Origin of the sequence: Natronococcus jeotgali DSM 18795, from assembly GCF_000337695.1 — an archaeon.
Classification (GTDB): Archaea; Halobacteriota; Halobacteria; order Halobacteriales; family Natrialbaceae; genus Natronococcus; species Natronococcus jeotgali.
In genome coordinates, this window is the sequence record NZ_AOIA01000057.1 from 36,119 (window position 1) to 52,957 (window position 16,839).

The window sequence follows — 16,839 nt, forward strand, 5'->3', positions numbered from 1 at the left end:
ACTACAGGAGCACGTCGTCCTCAACGATGTCGGGCACGATTTGTTGCACTGCAAGAGGTCGGATATTGACGGCTACACCGTGCTTCTTGACAGGGTTGTACCCGCCTGTCATGACTTCATCGAGCGCCCGTCCTTCCCAGTCCGAGGAACAGCCTTCGTCCCAGGTGATTTCTATCTTCGATTGTAGCTTATTACAGCGCTCTTTGATACGTTCGCCAATCTCTGCGTCGCGGTCGATACCTGCAGCAAGTCGGGCCAGGAGAGTCTCCTGTTTGTCCATCCCTTCTCGTGGCTGCCCCTCTTCGACCAAGGTTCGGAATTCCTCGTCACCGAAGTAGTAGTGGAGGAAGAGGAATCCGTTTCGGGAGTAGGAGGTCGTTCCGATGTTGTCCTCACAGTAGTTGAGATAGTCGTATAGATGCGGTTCAACCGAGGAATCGGCGCTCTTTGCGTACTCTTCTGCCGCCTCAATACCACAGTCGAGAGCCGTGAACCACTCCTCTTTCTCCTCCAATACGTAGTCGGTGAATGTGTCGGTGAATGTATCTGCGAGCCACTCCTCGCTTGACATCTCGGCTAACTCTTCGAAGGCGTTCATTCGGTCATTCAGTCGCTCTCGAAGGAGTTCGATATCGTTTGCGAGATCGGCTGCGAGTTCCTGACCTTCTTGGCTCCACTCCCGTTCTTGAGGCTGGGTGAGCTCCAGTAGTTGCTCCTCGAACGCGTCTACCTGCCGACGTTGGTTCTCGTACCTGTCATACTCTTCTTTTGCCTCGGCTCGCTCAGTACTACTCAGTGATTCGTCATTCCGACGTCGGTTCGCCGACGATCGGAGGTCGCTCAGCACACTCTTCCGTTCCTCCAGATAGTTTGACTGAATGCGATCGAAAGTTGACTGACCGAACTGGCGGTAGTCGACGAAGCACCCGAACCCTTCTGCGTCCCCATCGGAAGTCAACCTTTGGCTAGTCAGGCGCCACAGAATTGGAGAGTTTTCGAATCGATCAAGATGATACTCGAACAGGTCCTCTTTGAGCCATTTCTGGAGGTTTGGGTACGGAACATCTGCCGACTGCTGATTCCCGAGGTAGCTATCGCCCTCGCTCAGCCGCTCATCAGCATAGTCTACCCATATACGCTCAAACTGGTCGATTACCAGTTCTTCGATTGATTCGTAGTTTTCCTGTTGTGCCTCTGTCGGCGCAATACCGTCATCCGTTGTTAAGATTGCCTTCAGTGCGAGATGTAGGATTAAGTCCTTAACCTTTGTTTCGAGGTTCTTTGGTTCCAGAATATCTTCTACCTCAAAGCTCGGATTCAATTGTGGACTCTCATTAGTCCTAAGTGAAATCTCAGTTAGAATCTCTCTACGTAAATCTTCACTCAAGTCGAAGAAATCGAAAACGGCGGAATCAATTTCATGGGCATATTGGGCAAGTCGTGTTTCGATTTCTTCCTCGATTTGTGACACTCGGACAGCTACATCATAGATCGAGTCTGAAACATCTAACTCATTTTCGAAGTCCGGTATCTCCGTTTTATTAAGTAAATCTCGATGGGGATGAGATACGTACGGGGAGAGGGGATCTTCATCATTCACCAATCGCAACATATGGGGTGCAATATAGTATGGAGAATTGAAATCGGATATACGCTGATAAAGGAGGGATCCCGTAATCTTTCTAGCATGCGATTCCAACACCTGATTGTTAGAAAGCGAAGGGTACCACGGTAGTTTGGAGACGTTTCTTGACTCCCAGTGTCGTCCTGGGTCAAGGCAGGCCATAAGATACGTGACAAGATGTGAATTGCCATATGACATTACGGACCATGTAGACGAATTTGGCAAGAATACGTTACCTGCCCGGCCAAAGATAGACCTTTCATTCAGGTATCCAAACCTCCTTCCGCTACTTTTCATGTATGTATATGTCAAGGCCTCAGTGAAGTAATATTGCATATTTCTAGCATAAGAGCCCTCAAAGCTCCTCACTTCTAATCCNCTTTTCATGTATGTATATGTCAAGGCCTCAGTGAAGTAATATTGCATATTTCTAGCATAAGAGCCCTCAAAGCTCCTCACTTCTAATCCACTCTCCCCCCACAAAACCTCAAGATTGATTCTGGGGAGTATCCATGCATCTGATCCCCCTTTTGCGAAAGGAATCCACGAATCTGAATTGGTTTCCCAGAAATGCCTGGTAAATCGATCGTTGTCACCTGTTTGGAGCCCTACTTTCACTTTTCCAAAGGATTTCTTATTATCCTCTATGTCACTGGCGTCAAACACACAGTCAGAATCAAAAATGTCCCTGAGCTCCTCCGACATCCAGTACGACATATGGCTTCCAGGGATTTTGTTGAATTCCGCCAATTCTTTAGTGTATACTCGTTTTATATCTTCATCTATAGTATTAGAATAAACACTATGAAGCAGCTTCTCTTTCTTATCCTCTTTTGAGACATCGTGTAATCGTATAAATGTTCCTTCGGCTTCCACATCTGTTCTTGTGTTGGTACGTACGACGGTGGCTGCATTCCGCACCTTTGCTTTGTCTAGTACTCCTTCCCCAAACTCTGCAAGAAAGTCGAATTTTCCTTTCTCACCAATAAAATCGCTTCTGAAATCAGACAGAGTATCTTTAAACATAAATTCGCGCTTAACGAGCATTCCTATGCGCCCATCTTGTTTGGATAGCTGTTCGCAAACCTCAAAGAAATTAATATAGTACTCTGTAGTGTAATTCCACTTTTCACCAACATAATCTCTCACAGGCTTCGGCATTCGTGCTCCTCTCCCATATGGAGGATTCATCAGAGCGACGTCGTACTCCTGGGTTAATATCACCAGAAGCCGTAGGAAGCTTCTAAGCTCCTGTGCATCGAACGAGTCATCGTCAAATCGATCGTCGACACTCTGTCGGAGGTTCTCGAGGACNCCAGAAGCCGTAGGAAGCTTCTAAGCTCCTGTGCATCGAACGAGTCATCGTCAAATCGATCGTCGACACTCTGTCGGAGGTTCTCGAGGACCGAATGTAGATCGCCCGTCCCATTGATTGCTTCGAGGAGCGTCTGCTGCTCTCCAGTGTCGAATACGTCTTCAAGGGTACCCTTTGCGTCCAGCAGGGTACCAAGTGCCTCGATGTTCTCAAAGGAATCGAGGATTGTCTGTAGTGCTTCCTCGAGTTCATCATGTTCGCCAGAAAGCTCCTCGAATATCTCGCCGAGATCGTCCGTATTGGCGACCTTTGCGTCCGCAGTGACGATTCCCATTCGCGGAAGTTCGAAGTTGGTATTGCCCTCACTCTCTGCCCGGTCACGGGCCTTGAGGTAGAGGTTGAAGGTCGCCAACTGACAGGCACGTAGATCAAGGTCGACGCCGTACAGGTTGTGCTCTAGGATCTTCCGAGGTATCGAACCGGAGTCTATTTTGGGACATTCCCGTCGCCAAATGCGTTCCAGTACGTCGAATGCGTACAGGAGGAAGTGGCCACTCCCACAAGCTGGATCGAGGACGCGGAGTTCTTCTGGATGGTCGAAGTCCGTTGGTTCGCCAGACTCCTGATCCGGTAACAAGTAGGTGCAGAAATCTGCGATATCGTTTGCCTCGTCGAAGTCAGTGGGAAGCTGCTTCCGCTCATCCGTTGTCAGATTTGATTGTGCCTCGACGACCGTATCCACCTCTCCCTTCTTTTCCAAATAGAGCCGTCCCAGGCTGTTGTCCGTCAGCAGTCGTACGACCCAGTGGGGTGTATAGAACTGATTTGCCGGTGCAACCTCTTCGGCTTCGAGCGTGTTCTTATCTTCAAGCCGCTCTACGACCGGCCGGTTGTAGTATTCGTAGACCCAACCTAGAATGTCGTCGGCACGCCAGACATCATCAGAAATCTCGTCCAGCTCGCCAGCCAGGTTTCGGAAGAGATCGGGGTCGGGGTCGATGACGCTGTAACGTGAATCTGGATCGAACAAGATTTCAATTTCTTCGGCCATCACCTCGCTTTCCTCGTGGTAGGCAGCAACCAGTGCCTCCTCGCGGCCCAAGTCAAACCGTTCGCCAAGCAGCTGCTCGGCCGCAGGTGTTAGACCCGAGTCTCCGATTTGTGTTACGGGCAGGTCTAAGAAGCCGCGTACCTCCATGCACCTGAAGGCCGCTAAGCGATTGACGATCGTATACCCGACCCCTGTGATGTACTGTTGGTAGCGCCAAGCCCAGGACTTGTCATCCGGATTCTCGTGGTCGATAGCCTCTACGAGACGCTCTCGCGTATCCTGTTCCTCGTCCGAGAGGTCCTCGCCACCCTTACGTTCGGTTAGTCCGTAGTGGTGTTCGAGTTCGTACTCAATCTCTTCTTCGACCGTTTCGCGCAGGTCAACGACGACGTCCTCNCCCTTACGTTCGGTTAGTCCGTAGTGGTGTTCGAGTTCGTACTCAATCTCTTCTTCGACCGTTTCGCGCAGGTCAACGACGACGTCCTCTAATTGATCACGTTCGGACTTGCCGAGCTGAGCCTTCCGTCCACTAGAAGTGTCCGCAGACATTATGGATATTTACCACCTATAAGCCGGCCCCTATCAAACTTCCCCTGTACAACCCACCGACTCCGGTACCGCTACATCAATATACACCCATGCCAACATATAAGTAGACCCCCGCGCAGGATTTTTCTATGTCTATTGGTCGAACCGCAGGACTTGACCTCCCTGGACGGGGCCTTTTGAAGGAAAGGACCTCTCATCGACTGCACTCGTGCCGGCATTCCTACAACTAACATAAATACACTCATGAATATCTGAATGAACGAGAACCGCCTTGATCAACTCACGAGATCAGCCCGTTTAGCGTCAATCAATCTCCATACTCCCGCTAATAATTCACGCAGGATTCTGGTGGGGGACTCAAAATGATCGACGAAGTAGACCTTTTTGAAGAGGCCGACCCCGGATTTGAGGAGTCCATCCGCATCGATCGAGAGGTCGACTTCGAAGACGCAGCTGGAGTCCAGGAACAACGGTACCGACAGTACCTCGACACCTATCATCTTACCGATGCTTCGGTCGACTTCCTTGAAGATTTGCTCGCCAGAATCCACGATCCGGATCCCGCGTCGGAGGAGTTGAACCACTGGCTCTACGGCTACTACGGCAGTGGCAAGAGCCACCTGCTCACCGCACTGGACCTCCTCCTCGACTCGTCGACCCTCGCTAACACCGATATGGACTCTGTGTGGGACCGATTCGATGAACGACCTGATGCCCCCGATGGTCTGGAAGATGCGTGGCACTCACTCCACGAGGAATCCCTCGTCGTCCCCGTTCCGATCAACCTCCTCCGCTACCAAGGCGTTCGCGAGCAGAGCTTCAGTGAGATCATCCTACAGACCATCTATCAACGCCGGGGTTTCTCCGACCGGCTGGACGTCGCGTTCTTCGAGGAGGAATTCCAGCGGGAGGGCGGCCTGTTCGACACGCAGTCAGTCTGGGAAAACCGGGATCGGCATGTCGAAGAGATTCTTCGAGAGGCGGGGGTTCCGAACCCGGAGTACGACTGGGCTGATGTCCAGCGGTATAGCATCCTCTCGGATCTTGTCCTAAAAGGGATGACCGAGCGGGCTACCGGAATGACCGAGAACCTTGAGGATATCCAGTCACGAAATATCGGCCAGCAGTTGGCTGTTGAGACACTCGAGTCGTATCGACAGTATCTCGAAGCAGAACACGACCGTCCGGTAAAACTCGTCCTCCTGATGGACGAGGTCACGCTGTTCATGGGTGACAACACCCAGAGAATCGGTGAGCTGAACGCTCTCGCCGAGAGCATTGAAAAAGTAGGAGGTGACATCCTCATGGTTGTCACCGCACAGTCGAAGATCGAGGAGGCGCAGCCCGAGACCGCCACCAAAGTTAATGAGATGGGGTGGCTCACAGATCGCTTCGATGAGTATCCTCTCCCGAGTCGACATGTCGGGGAGATCGTCCAACAACGACTCCTCGCGAAGTCGGCTATGGGCGTAGATTGGGTCCAAGAGGAGGCGCTTAATGCCCTGGTCCACCCAGGTATACTCAAGTACACCGGCGGTAATCAGAACACAGCTCCACCACTGGACGATATCGACGAGGAAGAATTCGTCAAATACTATCCGCTCCTTCCCTACCAGCCAGCGCTTTTCTTGGAGATTCTCTCGAACCTTCGGACCGAGCTGGCCGATAGGAGTAAATCTATCTTCTCCGGTACTGCCCGCGCAATTTTGGCACTCGTCGCAGGACTGCGCGAGGAAATGGCGCGGAAGGCCCATGAACGGCCTATCGTTAGTCTCGTCGATTTCTACGAGCTCATTCAGTATGAACTCCAAGATATCATCCCGGAAAAGATCGAGGTCATCGATTCCATCGAGGATGATCCGGCCACCACCGAGTTTGATTTGGAGGTCGCGAAGGCCGTCCTATTGCTGTCGTACGTTCCGGATCTAGTTCCACAGACTGATGCTAATCTCTCCGTCGCGGTAATGGGTGATCTTGATGGGTCCTTACGCTCACAAGTAACCACGAAGGTTCGCGAGGCGCTGGATGGGGAGCTGGAACGATACATCCGACCGGATACCGCAACTGATGGAGGTAAACTCCGGATCAGTGAACCTGACGAACAACGGATGTTAGCGGAAGCACGGGAGTATGAGACTGGCCCAGACTGGGGAGCCATTGTCGATGCACTTGATGAAGACCTGTGGGACGATATCATCGCCAAACTGGAATTGCCGGAGACGTACGCGTATGGTGAAGTTGAGGAGGATGATGTAGCGACATATCCCGTGGGGTATCAGTACGTCATCGACGACAAGTCTCTCTCCACAGGAGAGATGGAGAATGCCGTGTTTTCTATCGATGTCTTCGTTCGGGGACTGCTACCCGAAATCGACGACGACAGTATCGACCCGAATACGCTATACTGGCTGCTTGATGACAACGACTTGGATGACCTCCGGTCGCAATTAGTAGACTGGTGGGCGCTCCGGAAAGCGACGCGTGCGACGACTCCACCGGAATCCATCGCCCGCGACCTCGATGATGCGGCAGACCGGATCGTCAATAAATTCGTCGCTACCCTTGACTCGGCCACGTATCGCGTTGAGGCATCGAGCTTTGATGGCTTCGAGGCAGCACTCGAAGACTGCATCGACGAGGCGTATCCCGACTACTTCCATCCAGAGTTGTTCCGCGTAGATGACAGCCACTTGAACGAACTCGAGCGTCTCGATAACGATGCAGATCTCCCCGAGTGGGCAAAGACCATCGGCGTCCCACCCCAAACTGCAGACATCGCGACCTTCAGCGATATCTCATTCCAGGTTCGAAAGCTCGTCGCCAGTGAGATTCAGGAAGCTGACAGTGATATTGACCTGGCAACTATCCTCGATCGAGCTATCGAAAAGGAATCGCTCTTTGCTATCGAAGAGGGCGGCGAACGTTCGCCCTCTCCGGCGATGTTAGCTGTTCTCTGGGGTCTGTGTCGTGCCGGAGTGTTCCGTGTGGTCACCGTTGAAGGAGAGCCAGCAGCCCTGAATGACTTGCTCACGCCTCGGAACCATCCAGATATCGCACTTCGGCCGGTGTCGCCAGGGCGGCGACCGAAAGAGGTCTTCGTCGATCACGACTTGATACCGCCAACCGCGAGCGAGAATCGTGGTTACATTGTATTGAACGAGCTTCTCGAGGAGATCGAGAACAGGACCGATTCACTGGCAGAGGAGGCGAGAGTCAAGGACGAGACCACTTTCGAGACGGATGCTCTCTCGACGCTAGTTGTCAATCTTGCGGAGGAGGCGACAGACATCGCTAACAGTACTAAAGATCGGCAGTCTGATGCGACCACTGACGATACTGATAAACTCAAAGAGATCGTCAACGGAGCTGTTCAGGATGAGGACTGGCTCGATACGGCGGAAGAGCAGTGGAATGAGCGATTGGCTCATCTCCTGCAGCTTGAGGGGCTTGTGCGACTCGGTTCGAGCGAAATCGAGTGGGTCAATAATAGCTTCACTGAGGATATCGAACAATTGACCCAACAACTCGACGAAAACACTAACACAGAGTGGTGGACCCAGGATGGGTGGCGCTCCCTCTATCGCGATCTTGATGCCCGCGGGGAGGCCATCGAGTCGTTATCGTCTGCATGGAGCACTCAGCAGGAGGAGACCGAATTGGCAAAGCTCCAGTCGGCCCTCGAAGATCACCCGTGGCTAATAGAGCCGATGGAACTCCCCGACCGGCGGGTTCATGATAACTTCCGGCTCCAGTACTTGGATCCGCTCAGAAGTTTTCNCCCGTGGCTAATAGAGCCGATGGAACTCCCCGACCGGCGGGTTCATGATAACTTCCGGCTCCAGTACTTGGATCCGCTCAGAAGTTTTCGTTCGACACTGGCCCATATCGGGACTGCAGTTGACTCTCTCACTGATCAAGAACCCGGTGCTGGCGATGAGGGGAGATTAATAGAAACCCTAGGTCGACTCGAGAATATCGACTGGTCGGAACCAACAGAAACGACAGTCGAGACACATTGGGAAACATGGAAAATACTCAATGAAGTAGTCGACGATACTGGACCGACAGATGTTACGGGTATCGGCGTGCTTCATGGGGACGCTGAGGCTCTCAAGGCACAACTTGAGCAGCTCGATACGACCGACGAGACACTTGACATCGATGAGGTTGACGGCGGGGGGATCCTTCGATGAGTGCACAGCAAGGGAATCCATTGGCACGATTCACGCAGGAATTGATCGACTTTGCACGAGGAGAACGACGTGGGATTCGGAACCCATTCGTAATGGTGTCCGTCGACCCACCTATCGAGAAACAGGTGGTCACCAGACTCGAAGAATGGACCACGCCAGGCGATGTCGGGATCCTTGCCGAGTGGGAAGACGTAACTGATCCACGAGGCACTCCAGTCACTGTAACAAGCGTTCGTCTCGATGGATTGCTCCCGGAAACGACTGCCTTCCGGACGAGCACTGATCTCGGCCCGTTAGAGAGCGTGTCTTCCGATTCGGTTGAGCGGACACTCCAGCGGAACCTGGCGTCAGAGTTGGTTTCAGAACTTATCAAGACACATCTCGGAGATGGTGGCGTTGCGAATGACCAGACATCTGTGCTGGTCCTGCTCGGACTCGGCGGGCTCTATCCCTTCACTAGGGCGTCGGAGCTCCTCGACGAGCTCGACCGCCGGAACGTAAATGCTACTGTAGGTGTTCCCTTCCCAGGATCTGTCGAGGGGGGTCGACTTTGCTTCTTTATGGAAGATGCACGTCACTATTACCCAGCGCATCGTATCGATGACAAAATCGTTGAGGGGGTGTTGACCGATGTCTGAGTTCGACACCATTGTTGATCTCTTCCCAGAAGACAGGCATCCCACTCGACCGCTGGAACCGATACAGAAAGTCGACCAGGTCGATCAGATTGAGCGCGACATCGAGGAGTTCTACGAGACTCCAAGTGCCAAAAACGTCCTCGAGGAAACCACAGAGATCGTCACGGATCGCGGTGGTCAGAAACGCTTCCGGTACGTGCATGCAACGTTCGGGTCCGGTAAGTCACACCTGCTGAAGCTCATCGGTGTCGCAACCGGTGAGATCGAAGGACTCGAAGATGCTGCGTATAAGCTCGCTAATGAAACAACCGGGTTTAGAGCGTTCCGTGAGGCACTCAATGAATCGTATATTGACCATCTGCAGCCCCTGCTGATGAATCTCCTTGACCGGGATCGGCAAAGAGCAAACCTTCCACTTCTCCTGTATGAGGAACTCGGTCGTCGACGAAACTACCCCACTGACCGTCCTTGGCTCCTCGAGTTCAGCTGGCGGCTTGACATTGTTCACGACCTATGGAATCAAGTTCAACAGACAGAATACGAGGGGCTGACATTTGACGAAGCCATTGATCGACCGGCATCATTGCGTGCGTGGCTCAGAGCGGTGATTCCCGAGTTAGACGGGGCTGCGGCGGCTGGATTCGAATCGTCATCAAATGTAGCAGCGGAAATCGAACGAGCGAAAGCGGCGGTAGAGACGGAGACATTCTCCCCTGATGAACTCGTGGACCGACTCTCCCGTACTCGCGACCACCTCAATAGCGGCGGTGAAGTCTACGAGTTCCTCATCGGTTTAGACGAGATCGCGATTTACGTCGGTGACCAGCCACGTCGCTACGACGAGGTGGTGGATACTATCGAAGCGCTTTTTGAGGGTCTGGGCTCCCCTATCCTCGCAACGGGACAGTGGCCAATGCGGGACATGCAGCAGGATTTCGTCGGTGATGTAGACGAAGATGAGTGGTATGCGAACGAAGTTGAGTTGGAGGGAGCCGACACGGAGACGATCGTCAGAAAACGGTGGCTCCAGAAATCGACAGCCGGTAGTGATTACATCGAGTCGACCCTCCTTGAGGGAGCCCCTTCCCTCGAACCACCACTCAAGGACGACGCCGATATCATTGATCATGGCGACCCTATCGAAACGTATCCGTTCCGCGATAGAGATCTTTGGTTCCTCCGAGCCGCAATGCAGGGACTTATCGAGGGGGATCGGGAGTCCGAGCGCGAATACATCCAAGGGCGTGCCCTGCTCATTCGGGTCCGGTCACTATTCGACACTCATGGGTGGGCAGATCGCCAGCCTGGGAAGATCGTGTCTTGGGACGTCCTCTACGATGTCTTGCAAGCAGATACTGCACTCATTCCGGAATGGGCCCACGACCTCGTCCAACGTGTTGCAGACACCGCTGAGCGCGTTGAAACGCTTGATGATGAACTAGCCGTTCGAACGACGAAGGCCCTCTTCCTCCTCAGCCAGGTCGATGAAGTACCGCGGACGGCAGCAACACTCGCTCGTTTGCTCGCCGATGAGGTAGATATCGAGCTCAAACCCCTAGCTACGACCGTCGAAAGTCAACTTAAGGCCTTGGCCAAGCGGAACCTGATCCGTGAAGATGTCGAGACATCACCCACAGAATACACGATTCTCTCTGAGGAAGACATCCACTTCTGGCAACAGGTCCAGGAGGAGGCAGCTGAGGGACCACATCCACAATTTCGTACAAATGTCCGTCAGTATATCCAGGAGGCCGGTAGTGACCGACTGACCAACGATGATATAACGGACACTCGGGACTTCGAAGAGTACAGCGATGTTCCCTATACCGTCCGATATACTATCGACACCTCCCTCTCGAGTTCGCCGACTGAACGGTATGACGCGATTGTAGTGCGCCTCCTCGCAGGAGGAGGGGACGCTATCGCCAGCGACCGAGAGGAGTGGCAAAAAATACACGGGGGACCGCAAGGTGTGGAAGATGTCTTGGTAGTGGTCGATCTCCCGGAGGGAATCCGCCGACAGATCAAGCAATTCATTGGGATGAGAGAAGTGATGCGATCGATGGCCGATCCTCGGCCCGAACTCAGACTTGAGCGCCAAACCGAGGTTGAAGCGATCCAAGACGAGATAGCAGATCGACTCGAGAATGCGCACGTGTATCTTCCGAACCGGACAGAGAGTTATGGGACCTACCTCGAGTCGTTCGATGACGCCGTTGCTGGCCAAGTTGACAATAAATTCTCGAACCGGAAGAGCATCGAGACCCAGATTCAGCAAGGGGACCTTGAGGACCTCGTCGAATTCTTCGAGGGAGACGGACCGTGGCCACTCACTGATGCTGATGCCGAGGAATTGGGTGTCAACACAGTCCCGCGGACCATCGATAACGGGTGGGTAACGGAGTTCCTCCAAATCTTCGAGGATGAGGACCGAGTTAGCGGCGAACGTATTCTTGAGACAATCGGAGGGCGACGAGGGGAATTCCTCGGCTCCCCGGAGAATGCTCTCCACGCCCTGTTGTTTGTACTGGTCGCAGATGGAAGAATCGAGATTCGTTCAGATGGTGAGCGACTTTCAGATGAATCAACGATCGCGAGCCACATCACGAGGAGAGGCTACCTTGCTGATTCGGTCATCGGATTCGATCCTCAACCACCTGCGGAGGGACTAGAAGATGTGTATGCGGAACTCCTTGGCGAAGAGTCGGAGACCGATGATGCGGCCGTACTCTGTCCTGAGATCGCCTCATGGGCCTCGGAAAATGGATCGAAGCTTCGCAAAGTGGTCACCCGGACGAACATGGTTTTCGGAACGGGAGTCACCCTCGATAATCTAGAGACAGCGCTCGAGCCCGCCTTGGCTGGTAGGGAACTCGATGCGAACCTATTGAGCAACCCTACGATAGTCGACCAGGCTGAACTCTACGCGAAAGTCGAACCATTGTTCACTGGAGAGGACGGTGACGCGCTCTGGGAACAGTACAAAGAGACCTTCGATACGGTGAATGAGCTGTACCCGACCGCAACGGAGGTCAAGCAGATGCGCACGTACGCGACCGGGAACAAGGTCCCCGATGCTGATCTAATCGAGTCGCAGATAGAGGCCGCCGCAAACCTTCGCGTCGACCGACTTCAACGTCTTTACCGACTGCTTGATGAGACTGAAGCGACCACGGACGACCTCAATTCCCTTCGATCCGAGATAACGGAGGNCGACCGACTTCAACGTCTTTACCGACTGCTTGATGAGACTGAAGCGACCACGGACGACCTCAATTCCCTTCGATCCGAGATAACGGAGGTGCTTTCCAACCCCAATACTGAGGCAGCTATCGACAACGTTGCTGACCAGTTCGAGAAGGTTACGTTCGGCGCGCTCCGCACCCTTATGGAAAAGGCCGAGGAGCACGAAGATCCACTCCCCGAAGCCGAGCTGGCTGACGCTGATGTCCACCAAGAGGCTGAGACCCTATATGATGCTCAGATATTACTTGAGACAGAGGTCGAGGGAAAATCTCTCTACAAACAGATTCGCACGGTTCATTCCGATCTTGAGAGTTCCTACCCAAACTCATTTGCAACCCAACAACTGGGACGAGCGCTGAAGGGGACAGCCATCCCCGACAAGGACCGTGCAGAGCGGTTACTGACTCAGGGTAGGTCGTTACTCGACAGCGATGACCCTGACGAGATCGATAGCGAGGATCAACTCGATCAGCTCTGGCAATCCGTTACATCCCACGAAGAAGGGACTATTGTCGTCATCGATACGGAGGATGACCGATGAAACAACAACCAACGACTACATTGACCGAACTTGCTGCCGAACGAATCGATAGCGCGTTCCCCGAAAGATATTCTGGACCCGTGCGGGTCATCTGGTGGGATGATGGCGGCTACCTCAAGGAAGTAATCGCTGAGGCTGCGGAGGAGGCGGGTGTAGAGTTCCGGGCTGCTGATCGTTTCCCGCTCAACCTCCGACAAGGAGCGGTCGAGGAGGAACATCAAGGGAAAACGCCGCAGGTTTGGTACATTGGCGAAGGCAAGGACGATCGAGACTGGTTCCGCGATATCAAAGAGACTGGGGGAGAGGTGATTAGCAGTATCGAGGCACTGACTGCCGACCTCTACGATGTTGATCCATGGGAGATATTCGACGCGGAACGGCACGAACCTGCTCAACGGGAACAGGCAGCAGAGATCATTCTGGATCGGTTCTCTGGGTTGGGAGTCCCTCGATTGGACGATCTCCGTGAGGAAATCATCACGAAGGGAGAAGGGCAACTGCTCGATCACCTACTTCGTCGCGGATGGCCAGACATTGATCGTGATGGGAAGACGATCTCGAAGGTCATCGGACAACTCCAAAAGAACGGCATCCCGGTCGATGAGGATGACGAACCAGAGGACATCACAAATACTGTTCGGCGGTGGGCGGTTGCACGCTGGCTGGNGGCGACCGGGGTTGATGCCGATCGATTCCCCTCGGAGATGAATCTCTCTGAGGACGGTCCAGGTACGTTCAATCCTCTCCGGGGCTTGCTACGCACCCGCGGATCCCCTGAAGTAGCGGGGATCTATCTAGGTGAGTCGTACTGGTCTGATGTCATCGACCCCCTCGAGTCCCCCTGGGAGTACCCAGAGTGTCCGGTGGATAGCGCACTGGATGCAGCGCTGTGGGAGGCGTGGGTCGAATGGTTTGAAGAAGGTGATCTCCAGCGCTGCATCGAGGAGGCAGAGCGCCGACAGGAAACGGTGCAACTGTACTCTGAGGAGTGTGCCTGGTTTTCACTCTGGGAACAAGCCGCTCACCTCTCCCAACTCCAGCAGTACCTTACTGAGTGGGAGCAAGGCCTAGCCGATATCGGTCCATTCGAGGGATACGCGGATATCGAAGAGGGAAGCTGGCGCATCGACGATCAAGTCTTGCAACTTGAGCTCACTAGCAACCCAGAGACCAATCTCCCCCGGTCGCACCCCGCAGTGGACTGGCTTGCGAACCAACGCCAAGAACTCACTCACGAACGCTACCGTGACTACCTCGAGACGCTAGGCGACCAGGTCCGGAACACAATGCAGGTCGAACAGCCTTTGGCGGATCTGGACCCGGCCTATCGGTGGTGGAGCGAACGGCAGGATGAGTTCAACGAAGCCGATAACGTCGCTATCCTTCTCATAGACGCACTCAGGTTTGATCTCGCGCAGCAGCTTGCCGATCGATTAGAACCTGACCACGAGGTTCGGCGTGAGACACGGCTTTCGGTGCTTCCCTCCAAGACCAAGTTCGGGATGGCTGCGCTCACACCGGGGGATGCGTTCCGGTTCCGCATCGGCATGGAGGGCGAAACGCTCAGCGTGGACCGAGGTGNCAAGTTCGGGATGGCTGCGCTCACACCGGGGGATGCGTTCCGGTTCCGCATCGGCATGGAGGGCGAAACGCTCAGCGTGGACCGAGGTGGCCAGTCATTGGGTATCAAGCCACATCGGGTACAAGCTCTGGAAGAACGAGGATGGGATGTTCCAGACGACCTAACCTCTGGATGGGGACATAGTCAAATCGCCTACTACGACAAGGAGCTCGACGACGTAGGAGAGGTAGAGATCAGTGAAATTGAAGCCCATTTCCGCGGTTATATCAACGATCTCCATGATCTCATCGAGCGGAAGCTGGAGAAACATAACTGGGACCGAGTGTACGTCGTCACCGATCACGGCTTTGTCCTCTTCCCCCAGAAACCAACGATGGAAGCACTTGACTCCGATGACGGCGAAGTAGAGGGGAAGTATCGACACGTTGCCGGCGATTCCGTTCAAGGAAAGGGTGAGGGGATACTTGTCGAGGCGAATACCCCCGGTGCAAACTACCTTGATACCAATCTCCGGCTGTTATCCGATCCTCGACAGCACTTTAGCAAGCAAGGGTACGGGTCACGTAGATACTACCATGGTGGATTGCTGCCACAAGAGTGTATCTTGTCGTTCCTTCGCGTTGAGTAATCTGGACGGGCCCGCTTAACAGACTATAACCCATAGTTTACAGTATGCTCTACTGCCCGAATTGAGGGTGCCAAGTCAAGGCGGTTCAACACTACCGCGGATCCTGTGGACAGGCATTGTCTGAGATTGTGGAGTCGAAGAGCGACCCACCGATAGCTTTAGTCTCGACATCTGCCAGTCCGCTGTTGAGCCAATCTTGAAGCATCTCGTTCACTTCGTCGTCGCCCTCTCCGTAGGGGATACGCTTGTGACATGTCGGACATATTGTAACTACCTTGTCCGGATGGTCTTCGCCGCCCTTCCCGAGTTCATCAACAGGATGTGTTTCTAGATACGGCTCCCCGTTAAGTGTCTTGAACGGTGCTGGCTAGTCGTGTTTAGTTAAGGCTGAAGGATAAGGCAGGACAATTTTCAGCTGGTTTATGGAAAATCACCCACCTCAGAGGTTGTAGCGACTGGATCGAATGTGCCGTCTGTAATCTTAGCAGACTATAGAGGATGAATTTAGCACGACGAGTTCGTTTGTTTCTCACTAAAGCTGGTGAACTAACCGTTCAGTAGATTCGCTTATTTGTCGAACCAGTCCCGAAGTTCGTCCTCATACTTCTCTCCAAGCCGGAACTCGGCGTGAACTCGACTGTTATCTTCCCACCGACCGGGGATTAGATCGCGTCTGAATTCTTCGGAGTACCACTGCGTGTAGTGGCTTAGATGAATCGCTATTGCACCGGGGGGGTCGGGAACTGAGAGTCCGTGATCATCCCTCATCCGCTGTCGAATATCGACACCCCGAATCCATTCGCCTTTACCATCGAGTAGTACCTTGAACATGGCATTCTTTTTCGGCGACAAGTGCTCGTAGAAGTCCGCTGGCAAGGTATCCTGGGTCATTCTTCGAACCCCGCCCGAATCTCGTCTTCATACTTCTCGCCGATACGGAACTCCGCGTGTTGTTGAGTTTCGTCTGCCCATCTACCGGGGATGACGTCACGCCGTAACTCCTCGGTGTACTTCCGAGTCAGTCCGGCGATGACGCCAGCGGTTGCGCGACCGCCATGTCCTACGTCAAGTCCGTGTTCCTCTCGCATCTTTTGTCGGATGTCAGTTCCGCGTATCCATTCCCCATCTGTTTCGAGCAGAATCTCGATCATGATTCGTTGTTTCTTCGAGAGTCTCTTGAAGAAGTCCTCCGGCAGTCCTTCCTTAGACATCGAATCTGTCGTGGTTTGAGAACCATCGTGAACGGCGATGTCCAGTATCTTGACGGCCGCTGATTCGGTGAGGTCGCGGGTGAATTCCATCCCCTCTCCGCAAAGGTTCACCGTCACATCGGGTCTATCGCCATTTACTGTATTCTCCAGGGCAGTCTCCATAATTTTCACGCATGTACTCTCAGATATCTGCCATTCTACCGAGAGTCCCTCACCGGTGATTTCGAGTGTCGTCGTCATCCTCTATCCCCCACACAACAA

6 protein-coding genes are annotated in these 16,839 nt (G+C 53.5%); 2 read left to right on the top strand and 4 right to left on the bottom strand.

What is annotated here, in order from left to right; all coding sequences use genetic code 11:
* Position 1 precedes the first annotated feature (1 nt).
* Together C492_RS25810 and C492_RS07745 are read right to left on the bottom strand one after the other, a co-directional pair.
* On the bottom strand, positions 2-2,815 hold the full coding sequence (locus C492_RS25810; RefSeq protein WP_449289500.1) for an Eco57I restriction-modification methylase domain-containing protein: 2,814 nt from the start codon (positions 2,813-2,815) through the stop codon (positions 2-4).
* Between the two features lie 29 nt (positions 2,816-2,844).
* A complete protein-coding gene (locus C492_RS07745) occupies positions 2,845-4,539 on the bottom strand; it encodes an N-6 DNA methylase (protein WP_049892837.1) in 1,695 nt (564 codons plus the stop codon).
* 4,285 nt (positions 4,540-8,824) lie between these two features.
* Between C492_RS07745 and C492_RS22385 the strand changes: the two genes are divergently transcribed.
* Both C492_RS22385 and pglZ read left to right on the top strand, forming a co-directional pair.
* Complete coding sequence (locus tag C492_RS22385) at positions 8,825-9,370, top strand: BREX protein BrxB domain-containing protein (RefSeq protein WP_239643405.1); 546 nt, start codon at positions 8,825-8,827, stop codon at positions 9,368-9,370.
* Positions 9,371-13,153: 3,783 nt separating this feature from the next.
* On the top strand, positions 13,154-15,367 hold the full coding sequence (pglZ, locus tag C492_RS07765) for a BREX-5 system phosphatase PglZ (protein ID WP_008422085.1): 2,214 nt from the start codon (positions 13,154-13,156) through the stop codon (positions 15,365-15,367).
* A 567-nt stretch (positions 15,368-15,934) separates the two neighbouring features.
* On the opposite strand, the gene C492_RS07770 is transcribed toward pglZ, so the two are convergent.
* Together C492_RS07770 and C492_RS07775 are read right to left on the bottom strand one after the other, a co-directional pair.
* Positions 15,935-16,258 (bottom strand): hypothetical protein, encoded by a 324-nt coding sequence (locus C492_RS07770; RefSeq protein ID WP_008422087.1) that lies wholly within the window; start codon positions 16,256-16,258, stop codon positions 15,935-15,937.
* A complete protein-coding gene (locus C492_RS07775) occupies positions 16,255-16,818 on the bottom strand; it encodes a hypothetical protein (RefSeq protein WP_008422088.1) in 564 nt (187 codons plus the stop codon). The genes C492_RS07770 and C492_RS07775 overlap by 4 nt, the downstream gene beginning before the upstream one ends.
* Positions 16,819-16,839: the final 21 nt, after the last annotated feature.

Coding starts and splice junctions, on each gene's coding strand:
- C492_RS22385 (WP_239643405.1), top strand. CDS start 8,825: ATGGTGTCCGTCGACCCACCTATCGAGAAACAGGTGGTCACCAGACTC.
- C492_RS07770 (WP_008422087.1), bottom strand. CDS start 16,258: ATGACCCAGGATACCTTGCCAGCGGACTTCTACGAGCACTTGTCGCCG.
- C492_RS07775 (WP_008422088.1), bottom strand. CDS start 16,818: ATGACGACGACACTCGAAATCACCGGTGAGGGACTCTCGGTAGAATGG.